The following is an 11,297-nucleotide window of genomic DNA, read 5'->3' as shown; positions in this document are numbered from 1 at the left end:
ACGGCGGTGTCCCGGGCTCCCGATACGATGAGGCCGCACCGCGCTGGAAGGGACCCTGTGATCATCGCTGCCGCCGACGGATCGGCTCTCGGAAACCCCGGCCCCGCCGGATGGGCGTGGTACGTCGACGACGCATGCTGGGCTGCGGGAGGCTGGCCGCACGCCACGAACAACCAGGCGGAACTGACGGCCGTGCTCGAGTTGTTCCGTGCGACGGCGCACCGCGACGACGAGCTGCACGTGCTCTGCGACAGCCAGTACGTGATCAACGCCGTCACGAAGTGGATGGCCGGATGGAAGCGCAAGGGCTGGCGCAAGGCCGACGGCAAGCCCGTGATGAACGTGGAGCTGCTCATGCAGCTCGACGAGGTGCTGCGCGGTCGCCGGTACCGCTTCGAGTGGGTGAAGGGCCACGTCGGCCACGCGCTCAACGAGGCGGCGGACTCCCGGGCTCGCGCCGTGGCCGAGGCCTACCGCCGCGGCGCACCGGCGCCGTCGGGTCCCGGCTGGACGCACGACGGAGCGACAGCGCTCGCCGTCCCGATCGACGACCACGTCGAGCTCCGGCTCGACGTCAAGGTCGAGCCCGAGCCCGAGCCCGAGCTCGACGAAGGGCCCGAGGGCGCGTTCGACGCGGCATCCGACGACGAGGCGCTCTTCGTGCTCGGCGAGCCCGTCGAGCCGTGGCACGCGCTCACGCTCGAGCTCTCGACCGAGGAGCTCGACCGCCTCGTGCAGCGCGCCCGCGCCGAGGGCGTCTCGCCCGAGGAGTTCCTGCGCGGCCTGATCTGAGTCGCAGCCCGGTCGCCGTCGCTCAGGCGGGCGAGTGGAACCGCTGCTGGGCGGCCACGAGGCCGTGCTCGACGATCGCCTCGACGGCGTCTGCGGCATCCGACACGAGGTTCGGCACCGAGGCCTTCTCGGTCGCCGAGAAGTCCTTCAGCACGAAGTCGGCGGAGTCCTGCCGACCGGGCGGCCGGCCGATTCCCACCCGCACGCGCGTGAAGTCGCCGGCGTCGGTGGCCTTCGACACGTCGCGCACGCCGTTGTGGCCGCCGTGTCCGCCGCCCTGCTTGAGCCGCACGGTGTCGAAGGGGATGTCGAGCTCGTCGTGCACGATGATCAGCCGGTCGACCGGCAGCGAGTAGTACTTGAGCAGCGCCGAGACCGGGCCGCCCGACGTGTTCATGTAGCCGTTCGGCTTGGCGATCACGAGCTTCGGCCCACCCGGGTGCAGGAACCCCTCGGCGACACGCGATGGCGTCTTGTGCGTCTTGAACGTCGCCCCGAGGCGGGACGCGAGCTCGTCGGCGACCATCTGGCCGACGTTGTGCCGGTTGGCGGCGTACTGCGCGCCGGGGTTGCCGAGCCCGACCACGAGCCAGGTGTTCTCGGACACGGCGTCGTCCTTCCGGCGGGAGCGAAGTCGATCGAGGAGGCCCACTGGCGGCTCCTCTCGGCGCATGAGGTGGAACGGGAATGGAACGGGGCCTGCGGCCCGCAGTCCGAGGGTACCCGGATGCGGCGCCGCAGGCCCCGTGCGCGTGGCGCGGTGGCTACTCGGCCGACTCGGCCGCGGCCTCTTCGCCCTCGGCGGGCGCCTCGCCCTCGGCGGCCTCCTCGGCCTCTGCGGCCTCGGCGGCGGCCTCTTCGCCCAGGTCGACCTTCTGGGGCACGTGCACGTTGACGACGAGCACCTCGTCGTCGCTGATCAGGGTCGAGCCCGTGGGCAGCTCGACGTCCTTCGCGTGGATCTGCGTGCCCTCCTCGAGGCCCTCGACCGAGACGACGACGCGCTCGGGGATGTGGGTCGCCTCGACCTCGAGCAGCAGGGTCTTGGCGTCGAGGTCGGCGATGGTGCCGGCGAACGGCTCGCCCTCGAGGTGCACGGGCACCTCGACCTGGACCTTCTCGCCGCGCTTGATGACGATGAGGTCGATGTGCTCGATGACCTGGTGCACCGGGTCCTTCTGCACGTCCTTCACGAGCGCGATCTGGCTCTTGCCCGAGATCTGCAGGTCGAGCACGGCGTTCGCCTTGCGGATGAGCAGGCCGACCTGGTGGGCCGGGAGCGTCAGGTGCTGGGGGTCGGTGCCGTGGCCGTAGAGCACGGCGGGGATCTTGCCGGCGGCGCGGATCTTGCGGGCCGCGCCCTTGCCGAACGAGTCGCGGTTGTCTGCGACGACCTTGTTGTCTTCGTCCATGGTGGTTCTCCTTGCGGGCTCGCGGCCCAGATCGTGTGTCTGATGTTTTCGACTCGAACGCGCGCATCTGAGTGCGCTGGTGCGTGAGGAAAAAGCCGTGAAGCCTGGTTCCACCGCGTCGATCACGGATGCCCCGCCGCCGCTCTCGCGGACGTCTCGGGCCTCCCTCGCCGAAGTTCCGGTCGCCTGCGCCGATGGACGCGGGAGACCAAGGGGAGAGTCTACCAGCCCGCCTCGAGGGCCGCGATCACCCTCGACACGACCTCGTCGACGGGTCCCACGTTGTCGACGCGCACGCCCGATTCGTCGTCAGCCAGCGGCTGGAGCGCCTCGAGCTGCGAGGCGAGCAGCGCCGCCGGCATGAAGTGGCCGGCGCGGTCGCGCACGCGTTCGCCGAGGTCACGGGGGGACACCACCAGTTCCACGAACGCGGCATCCGGACACGCGGCGCGGATCGCGTCGCGGTAGGAGCGGCGCAGCGCCGAGCAGGCGACCACCAGGCCGCGGTCGCCCGCCGCGAGCGCCTCGCCCACGAGCTGCAGCCACGGCCATCGGTCGTCGTCGTCGAGCGGCACGCCGCCGCGCATCTTCTCCACGTTCGCCGCGGGATGCAGGTCGTCGGAGTCCAGGAACGCGATTCCCGGGAACCGTGCGGCGAGGCGTTCCGCGAGCGCCTCACCGACGACCGACTTGCCGGAACCGCTCGGTCCCATGACGACGAGGCGGGGTGGGACGTCGGCGGCGCTCATGCGTTGCAGGCTAGCCGACGCGCGTGCGCGGCATCCGATGGGCACGCTTCGCGACGAAGGAACGGTACGTCGTCCCGCGTGCGACCGTCCATCTCACCGCAACAGCGCGCAACGGTGAGCCGGGCTCACAGTACGCTGGACTGGACCCCCCGAACCCACGAGGAGAACTTTCGTGCCTGCAACCGGATCAGCAAACATCGGCGTCGTCGGACTCGCGGTGATGGGGTCGAACCTCGCCCGCAACCTCGCGAGCCGCGAGGGCAACACCGTGGCGGTGTTCAACCGCTCCCCCGAGCGCACGCACACGCTGACCTCCGAGCACCCCGAGGCCGGCTTCGTCCCCTCCGAGGGCTACGACGAGTTCGTCGCGTCGCTCGCCAAGCCCCGCACGGCGATCATCATGGTGCAGGCCGGCAAGGGCACCGACGCCGTCATCTCCGAGCTCGTGCAGCGCTTCGAGCCGGGCGACATCATCGTCGACGGCGGCAACGCGAACTTCCACGACACGATCCGCCGTGAGAAGGAGATCAGCTCCACGGGCATCCACTTCGTCGGCATGGGCGTCTCCGGCGGTGAGGAGGGCGCGCTCAACGGCCCGTCGCTGATGCCCGGCGGCACCGCGCAGTCGTACGAGACGCTCGGCCCGATCCTGCAGACCATCGCCGCGGTCGCCCCCGACGGCGAGCCGTGCGTCACGCACGTCGGCACCGACGGAGCCGGGCACTTCGTGAAGATGGTGCACAACGGCATCGAGTACGCCGACATGCAGCTCATCGCCGAGGCCTACGACCTGATCCGCCAGGGCACCGGCAAGACCCCTGCCGAGATCGCCGACGTCTTCGCCGAGTGGAACACCGGCGAGCTCGAGAGCTACCTCATCGAGATCACCGCCGAGGTGCTGCGCCAGACGGATGCCGCGACCGGCCTGCCGCTCGTCGACGTCATCCTCGACGAGGCCGGCGCCAAGGGCACCGGGGCGTGGACCGTGCAGAACGCCCTCGACCTCGGCGTGCCCACCTCGGGCATCGCCGAGGCGGTGTTCGCCCGCAGCCTGTCCTCCAAGCGCGCCCAGCGCGAGGCGGCGGCCGACCTGCCCGGCCCGGCCGAGGCGTGGAAGGTGGCCGACGGCGACGCCGACGCGTTCATCGAGGACGTGCGTCGCGCGCTCTACGCGTCGAAGATCATCGCCTACTCGCAGGGCTTCGACGAGATCGTCGCGGGCGCCGAGCAGTTCGGCTGGGACGTCCACAAGGGCGACATCGCGAAGATCTGGCGCGCCGGCTGCATCATCCGCGCCCGCTTCCTCAACCGCATCGCCGAGGCGTACGCCGACGACCCCTCGCTCGTCGCGCTGGTCGTGGCCCCCTACTTCCGCGACGCCGTGGCCGGCGCACAGGACAGCTGGCGCCGAGTGGTCGCGATCGCGGCGCAGGCCGGCATCCCGACGCCCGCCTTCTCGTCGTCGCTCGCCTACTACGACGGCCTCCGCGCGGAGCGCCTCCCGGCCGCGCTGATCCAGGGCCAGCGCGACTTCTTCGGCGCGCACACGTACAAGCGCGTCGACAGGCCGGGCGTGTTCCACACGCTGTGGTCGGGCGACCGCAGCGAGATCGAGACGACGCCCTCGTCGCACTAGCGTCGGGGGCGCGAACGAGGGAGCGAGCGGATGCCGGAGCCGGCGTGGCGGCACGAGGGCACGGAGCCCGACTATCGCTTCACGCTCGCGAACGAGCGCACGTTCCTCGCGTGGATCCGCACGGCCCTCGCGCTGCTCGCCGGCGGCGTGCTGCTGCACCAGTTCGCCACCGAGCTGGGCCCGCGCGTCGCGGTCACGGTGCTCTCCGTGGGCCTCGGAGCAGTCGCCGCGGTGCTCAGCGTCGTGTCGTACACGCGGTGGCGGGCCAACGAGATCGCCATCCGGCAGGGCCGGCCCCTGCCGTTCAGCTGGGTCCTCCCCACGCTCGCGGGCGTCTGCCTGCTGACCAGCGCGGTGCTCGTCGTGCTGCTCCTCGTGGGTTGAGGGGGTCGGAACCATGGTGACGTCCCACGTGGTGCACGCGACCGGCGATCCGGGCCTGCAGCCGGAGCGCACCTCGCTCGCGTGGACGCGCACCGCCCTCGCCATGGCGGTCAATGCGCTCCTCGCGATGCGGGCCGGGTTCGTCGCCGGCGAGCCGTGGCTCGTCGCCATCGGCGTGCTGCTCTTCGCGGCATCCGGCGCGGTCGTCGCGATCGGCACGGTGCGCAGGCGTCAGCTGTCGGGTGAGCGGCTCGTGATCACGCCGCCCGCGGGTGCGCTGCTCGGCGTCGCGGTCGCGACCCTCGTCGCGAGCGCCGGCGGCGTCGCCTCGGTGTTCGTCGGGGGTGCCGCGTGACCGGACCGCACCCCGAACTGGAGCCCGACCCCTTCGACGACGAGGAGCCCATGCCCGGTCAGCGCCGACGGCGGGTGCTGCGCATCGTCGTGCTCGTCGCGCTCGGCGCCCTCGTGCTGCCGCTGGTGCTCTCGGCCTACGGGGTGGCGAAGTCGGCCGCCGACCGCGCGTGCGCCGTGTTCGTGGCGGCGTACGACACGAACGCGGCCGGGTTCCGCACCACGTTCGACCTCTTCGCGCCGGGCGGTGCGGGGTGGGAGTGCTTCGCGATCTCGGAGAACGGCACCTCGCGACTGCTCGGCAACCTCGGCCTGCTCCCGGCGATGCCGCGCCCGCCCGAACTCGACGTGCCCGACGAGCGTGAGGCCCGCGCTCAGTCCTCGGGCGCCCTGAACAGGGCCGCGGTGTCGACCGGGCTGGCCGGCTCGACCGGCGGGCTCGCCGGCTCGACGGGCGCGGTCGCCGGCTCGACCGGCGCGGTCTGGTCGTCGGCGGCCGCCGTGAACACCCGCTTGTAGCGCCGGCCGTCGGGCAGCTCGATCGTGCGCGCCTCGAGCTGGCCGCGGTTCACCCGCTGGTAGATCGCCTGCGCCGTGACCCCGAGGCGCTTCGCGGCCTCGGCGACGCTCTCGCCCGGCAGGTCGGTGGGCACGCTCGACGGCCGGTCGCGCTTGCGTCGGCGGCTGGCCTCCTGGCGCTCGGCGATGGCGTCGTCGTCGCCCGCCCACCGGTACTTCGCGGCCGCCGGGCTGAGGCCCGCGGCATCCGCCACCTCGTCCCACGTCGCCCCAGCCTCGACCGCCGCACGCGCCGCGGCCAGGGAGGCCGGGTCGGCCTCGAGGGCCGTGACGAGCGAGCGGATGCCGCGGAGGCGCTCGAGCGGCGCGACCTCGGGCCCCTCGGCCTCGAGCTCGACCAGGCGCGAGAGCGCACGGGCCGCGTCGGCGGAGAGGAACGTCACGGAGGCCCTAGCCCTCGAGCAGCCCGTTGCGGACCTGACGGCGCAGCACCTTGCCGATCAGCGATCGCGGGAGGTCGTCGACCTGCACGACGCGCTTCGGCACCTTGTAGGCCGTGAGCTCGCCGCGGGCGAAGTCGCGGATCGCGGCCTCGTCGAAGGTCGCGCCGTCCCTCAGGACGACGACCGCCACGACCTGCTCGCCGGTGCGCTCGTCGGGCAGGCCGACCACCGCGCAGTCCTCGACGTCGGGGTGGGCGCGCAGGGCCTCCTCGACCTCGCTCGGCGCCACGTTGAAGCCGCCGGTGATGATCAGCTCCTTGATGCGGTCGACGACGCGCACGAAGCCCTCGTCGTCGATCGCGACGATGTCGCCGGTGCGGAACCAGTCGGCCCCGCCGTCGTCGGCGGGCACGAACACCGCCGCGGTCTCCTCGGGCTTCCTCCAGTACCCCGAGAACACCTGGGGCCCGCGCACGATGAGCTCGCCCTCGTCGCCGGGCTCGCGATCTCGCGTGGGATCGTCGGGGTCGACGACGCGCACCTCGGTCGAGGGCAGCGGCAGGCCGACCGTGCCGGCCTTGCGGCTCGGCGCGACCGGGTTGGCGATCAGCACCGGCGAGCACTCCGAGAGTCCGTAGCCCTCGACGAGGGTGCCGCCGGTGGCGGCCTCCCATGGCTCGACGACCTCCGCCGACAGCGGCATCGCGCCCGAGATGGCGATCTGGATGCCCCGGAGGGAGACGCCCTCGGCGGCGGCGGCCTTCGTGAGACGGTCGTAGATCGGCGGCACCGCGGGGAAGAAGGTCGGCGGGTGCTTCTTCACGACCTTCAGCACGAGCTCGGGATCGAACTTCGGGAAGAGCACGAGCCGGGAGCCCATGCTCATCGCGAACGTCAGGCACAGCGTGAGGCCGTAGGCGTGGAACATCGGCAGCACGGCGTACACCACCGAGGTGCCCCGCTCGATCTCGGGCACCCAGGCCCGCGCCTGCGCCGCGTTCGCGCCGAGGTTCTCGTGCGTGAGCGTGGCGCCCTTCGGGCTGCCGGTCGTGCCGCTCGTGTACTGGATGAGCGCCACGTCGGACGCCTCGGGGCCGATGATGTGGGCGTCGATCGGCTCGGATGCCACGAGCTCGCGCCACGGCATGGTGCCGCGCACCTTCGTGGTGAGCGCGGCGCGGGACTCGCGCGCCTTCGCCACCGGGAGGCGCAGCATGGCGCGCGTGAGGAACGGCATCGCCCGGGTGACGTCGACCGACACGATCGACTGCACCGCGACATCCGCCGGGAACGCCTGGATCGTCTCGACGACCTTGTCCCACGCGATCACCACGCGGGCGCCGTGGTCCTCGAACTGGTGGCGCAGCTCGCGCGGCGTGTAGAGCGGGTTGTGCTCGACCACGATCGCGCCGAGGCGCAGCACCGCGTAGAACGCGACGATGTGCTGCGGGCAGTTCGGCAGCACGAGCGCCACCGGATCGCCCTTCTGCACGCCGAGCCGGCGCAGTCCCTCGGCGGCCCGGTCGATCTGGTCGCCGAGCTCGGCGTAGGTCGTGGTGCGCTCGAAGAACTCGAGCGCGACGTGGTCGCCGTACTGCTCGACCGAGCCGCGCACGAGGTCGGAGAGGGAGTCCTGCTGCGGCTCGATGTCGTGCGGCACGCCGTCGGCGTAGCTCGCCAGCCAGGGTCGCGGGGTCGTGATCGCCATCGCCGGCCTACGCCGCGCCGTCGAACATGCTCGTCACCGAGCCGTCCTCGAACACCTCGTGGATCGCACGCGCGAGCAGCGGCGCGATGGGCAGCACGGTGAGGCGGTCCCAGCGCTTGGACTCGGGGATCGGCAGCGTGTCGGTGACCACGACGCTGTCGATGGACTCGTTCTGCAGGATGTCGACGGCGGGGCTCGAGAAGACCGCGTGGGTGGCGGCCACCACCACGCCGATCGCGCCGTTGGCCTTCAGCGCCTCGGCGGCCTTGACGATCGTGCGGCCGGTGTCGATCAGGTCGTCGACGAGCAGGCAGACGCGGCCGTGAACGTCGCCGACGATCTCGTGCACCGAGACCTGGTTCGGCACGAGGGGGTCGCGACGCTTGTGGATGATCGCGAGCGGTGCGCCGAGCTTGTCGCTCCAGATGTCGGCGACGCGCACGCGGCCCATGTCGGGCGACACCACGGTGAGGGTCTCGGGGTCGAGCTTCTCGCGGAAGTGCTCGAGCAGCACGGGCATGGCGAAGAGGTGGTCGACCGGGCCGTCGAAGAAGCCTTGGATCTGGGCGGCGTGGAGGTCGACCGACATGATCCGGTCGGCGCCGGCCGCCTTGTAGAGGTCGGCGACCAGGCGGGCCGAGATGGGCTCCCGCCCGCGGCCCTTCTTGTCCTGACGCGCGTAGGGGTAGAACGGGGAGACCACGGTGATGCGCTTCGCGGAGGCGCGCTTCAGCGCGTCGATCATGATCAGCTGCTCCATGAGCCACTCGTTGATCGGCGACGTGTGCGACTGGATCACGAACGCGTCGGAGCCGCGCACGCTCTCGTCGTAGCGCGCGTAGATCTCGCCGTTCGCGAACGTGCGGGCGTCGGTCGGCACGAGCTCGGAACCGAGCTCCTCGGCGATCTGCTCCGCGAGCTCCGGGTGGGCTCGTCCGGAGACGAGCACGAGGCGCTTCGATCCGGTGGTCTCGATTCCCGACATGTGGTTGTCCTCTCCACCCGCGTGAGCCGGTGCGTCAGTCGGCGGCTGCGTCGATCGATGCCGAGCCGGATGCCTCGTCGGCCGCCTCGGCCGCCTGGGCCGCCGCGGTGCCGGGTCGGTGCGTCTGGACCCATCCCTCGATGTTGCGTTGCGGGGCCACGTTCACGGCGAGGGCGCCCGCGGGGACGTCCTTTCGGACGACGGTGCCGGCAGCCGTGTAGACCCCGTCGCCAATCCTAATGGGCGCGACGAAGACGCCGTGCGAGCCGGTGCGCACATGGGAGCCGACCTCGGTGTGGTGCTTCCGCACGCCGTCGTAGTTCGCGAAGATCGACCCGGCGCCGATGTTGGAGTGGACGCCGATCGTGGCGTCGCCGACGTACGAGAGGTGCGGCACCTTGCTGCCCTCGCCGATGGTCGAGTTCTTCGTCTCGACGAAGGTGCCGATCTTGCCGTCGGCGCCCAGCACGGTGCCCGGCCGCAGGTAGGAGAACGGACCGACGGATGCCCCGTCGCCGATCACCGACAGCGTGGCATCCGTGCGCTTCACCTCGGCGCCGCGGCCGACCTCGCAGTCGACGAGCGTCGTGTCGGGGCCGACGACCGCGCCCGTGGCGATCACCGTAGCGCCCTTGAGCTGCGTGCCGGGGCGGATCGTGACGTCGGGATCGATCTTCACGTCGAGGTCGATCCACGTGGTCGCCGGGTCCTCGATGGTGACGCCGTTGAGCTGCCAGCCGCGCACGATGAGCGCGTTCAGGCGGGCCGCGGTCTCGGAGAGCTGCGCACGATCGTTGATGCCCGCGACGAGCCACGGCTCCGACACGGGTACGGCCTCGACCTCGGAGCCGGCTTCGCGGAGCAACTGGATCACGTCGGTGAGGTACTTCTCGCCCTGCGCGTTGTCGGTCGTGAGGTTGGCGAGCTGGTCGCGCAGGGCTCCGGCGCCGAACGCGTAGATGCCCGCGTTGATCTCGGCGATCGCCCGCTCGTCGTCGGTCGCGTCCTTCTGCTCGACGATGCGGTCGAACCCGCCGCGGTCGTCGCGGACGACGCGGCCGTACCCGGTCGGGTCGTCGTACACGGCCGAGAGCACGGATGCCTGCGCGGCGTGGCCGCGGTGCTGCCCGAGGAACGCGGCGAGCGTGTCGGCGTCGAGGAGCGGCACGTCGCCGTTCAGCACGAGCACCTCGCCGTCGAACCCGTCGGGGAGTGCCGCCAGCGCCTGCTCGACCGCGCGCCCGGTGCCCGGGATCTCGTCCTGGTCGACGACGATGATCCCGGGCATCGCCGCCTCGACCTCCGCGGCGACCCGGTCGCGCTCGTGGCGCACGACCGCCACGACGTGTGCGGCGCCGAGCGCGTTCGCCGTGCGCAGCACGTGTGCCACGATCGGCGACCCCGCGAGGGGGTGCAGGAGCTTCGGCGTGGCGGACTTCATGCGGGTGCCCTGGCCGGCGGCGAGCACGATGATGGCGAGTTGCTGGTCCATGCTCCGCCACCAGGATTCGAACCTGGTCCTCACAGCTCCAAAGGCTGTCGTGCTGCCGTTACACCATGGCGGACCGCGCGGGTCGGGCCCCGACGCGCCAACCAGTCTGCCATGGTGCGCGGAATGCCCCGTGGCATCCGTGCCCCGTGGCCGGCGGGATAATGGCGGCATGACGGATGCTGACGAGGTCGACCGGATCGTGGGCGACTGGGAGCGCGAGCGGCCCGACCTCGACTTCGCACCGCTGCAGGTGCTCTCCCGGGTCGCCCGCCTCTCGAAGCACCTCGACCGCGCCCGTCGGCAGGCGTTCGCGCGATCGGAGCTCGAGGCCTCGGAGTTCGACGTGCTCTCGGCGCTGCGCCGTGCCGGCCCGCCCTACCGCCTCTCCCCCAAGCAGCTGCTGCAGCAGACGCTCGTCTCGAGCGGCACCATGACGAACCGCATCGACCGGCTCGTAGAGCGCGGTCTGGTCACGCGGCAGACCGATCCCAACGACGGCCGCGGCATCCTCGTCGAGATGAGCCCCGCGGGCCTCACCCGGGTCGACGCCGCGATCACCCGTCTGGTCGACGCGGAGTCCGAGCTGCTCGAAGGCCTGCCCGCGGCCGAGCAGAAGCGGCTCGCGTCGCTGCTGCGGAAGTTGAGCCTCGGGTTCGACTGAGGCACGCTCGGGCCACCCTCCCGCGGCCGCCCACCTGTCGCCTGCCCAGCTGTCGCCTGCCCACCTGTCGCCTGCCCACCTGTCGCCTGCCCACCTGTCGCCTGCCCACCTGTCGCCTGCCCACCTGTCGCCTGCCCACCTGTCGCCTGCCCACCTGTCGCC

12 protein-coding genes and 1 tRNA gene are annotated in these 11,297 nt (G+C 71.8%); 5 read left to right on the top strand and 8 right to left on the bottom strand.

Annotated elements, in window-relative coordinates:
- Nucleotides 1-57 precede the first annotated feature (57 nt).
- Complete coding sequence (locus EV187_RS06770; RefSeq protein WP_242609482.1) at nt 58-792, top strand: RNase H family protein; 735 nt, start codon at nt 58-60, stop codon at nt 790-792.
- Between the two features lie 22 nt (nt 793-814).
- Here the strand turns inward: EV187_RS06770 and pth are convergent, their stop codons facing one another.
- The 3 genes from pth to EV187_RS06755 form a co-directional block, all read right to left on the bottom strand.
- Nucleotides 815-1,399, bottom strand: a complete 585-nt coding sequence (pth, locus tag EV187_RS06765; RefSeq protein WP_242609481.1) for an aminoacyl-tRNA hydrolase — start codon at nt 1,397-1,399, stop codon at nt 815-817.
- 157 nt (nt 1,400-1,556) lie between these two features.
- Complete coding sequence (locus EV187_RS06760) at nt 1,557-2,204, bottom strand: 50S ribosomal protein L25/general stress protein Ctc (protein WP_130352332.1); 648 nt, start codon at nt 2,202-2,204, stop codon at nt 1,557-1,559.
- Nucleotides 2,205-2,425: 221 nt separating this feature from the next.
- Complete coding sequence (locus tag EV187_RS06755) at nt 2,426-2,953, bottom strand: gluconokinase (RefSeq protein WP_130352331.1); 528 nt, start codon at nt 2,951-2,953, stop codon at nt 2,426-2,428.
- Between the two features lie 172 nt (nt 2,954-3,125).
- Between EV187_RS06755 and gndA the strand changes: the two genes are divergently transcribed.
- Genes gndA through EV187_RS06740 form a run of 3 tightly spaced genes read left to right on the top strand, consistent with a single transcriptional unit; the run spans nt 3,126 to nt 5,328 of the window.
- On the top strand, nt 3,126-4,589 hold the full coding sequence (gndA, locus tag EV187_RS06750; protein WP_278038908.1) for an NADP-dependent phosphogluconate dehydrogenase: 1,464 nt from the start codon (nt 3,126-3,128) through the stop codon (nt 4,587-4,589).
- A 30-nt stretch (nt 4,590-4,619) separates the two neighbouring features.
- Nucleotides 4,620-4,973, top strand: a complete 354-nt coding sequence (locus tag EV187_RS06745; RefSeq protein WP_130352330.1) for a YidH family protein — start codon at nt 4,620-4,622, stop codon at nt 4,971-4,973.
- Between the two features lie 13 nt (nt 4,974-4,986).
- Nucleotides 4,987-5,328, top strand: a complete 342-nt coding sequence (locus EV187_RS06740; protein ID WP_130352329.1) for a DUF202 domain-containing protein — start codon at nt 4,987-4,989, stop codon at nt 5,326-5,328.
- 373 nt (nt 5,329-5,701) lie between these two features.
- Here EV187_RS06740 and EV187_RS06735 read toward each other — a convergent pair whose 3' ends face one another.
- From EV187_RS06735 to EV187_RS06715, 5 genes are all read right to left on the bottom strand, one after another.
- On the bottom strand, nt 5,702-6,289 hold the full coding sequence (locus EV187_RS06735) for a hypothetical protein (protein WP_130352328.1): 588 nt from the start codon (nt 6,287-6,289) through the stop codon (nt 5,702-5,704).
- Between the two features lie 7 nt (nt 6,290-6,296).
- On the bottom strand, nt 6,297-7,997 hold the full coding sequence (locus EV187_RS06730) for a long-chain-fatty-acid--CoA ligase (protein WP_130352327.1): 1,701 nt from the start codon (nt 7,995-7,997) through the stop codon (nt 6,297-6,299).
- A gap of 7 nt (nt 7,998-8,004) precedes the next feature.
- Nucleotides 8,005-8,982 carry a ribose-phosphate diphosphokinase gene (locus EV187_RS06725; RefSeq protein WP_130352326.1) on the bottom strand — a complete coding sequence of 326 codons (978 nt, stop codon included), beginning with the start codon at nt 8,980-8,982 and terminating at the stop codon, nt 8,005-8,007.
- Between the two features lie 34 nt (nt 8,983-9,016).
- Nucleotides 9,017-10,474: a bifunctional UDP-N-acetylglucosamine diphosphorylase/glucosamine-1-phosphate N-acetyltransferase GlmU gene (glmU, locus tag EV187_RS06720; RefSeq protein WP_130352325.1), complete on the bottom strand. Its 1,458-nt coding sequence runs from the start codon at nt 10,472-10,474 to the stop codon at nt 9,017-9,019.
- A 1-nt stretch (nt 10,475) separates the two neighbouring features.
- Nucleotides 10,476-10,547: transfer RNA gene (locus tag EV187_RS06715), tRNA-Gln, on the bottom strand.
- A 96-nt stretch (nt 10,548-10,643) separates the two neighbouring features.
- On the opposite strand from EV187_RS06715, the gene EV187_RS06710 reads away from it, so the two are divergent.
- On the top strand, nt 10,644-11,135 hold the full coding sequence (locus EV187_RS06710) for a MarR family winged helix-turn-helix transcriptional regulator (protein ID WP_130352324.1): 492 nt from the start codon (nt 10,644-10,646) through the stop codon (nt 11,133-11,135).
- The last annotated feature ends 162 nt before the right edge of the window (nt 11,136-11,297 follow it).

Origin of the sequence: Agromyces ramosus (genome assembly GCF_004216665.1) — a bacterium.
Lineage (GTDB): Bacteria > Actinomycetota > Actinomycetes > Actinomycetales > Microbacteriaceae > Agromyces > Agromyces ramosus.
Note: the sequence above shows the minus strand (reverse complement) of the source record. Positions and strands in the feature narration are given on the sequence as shown.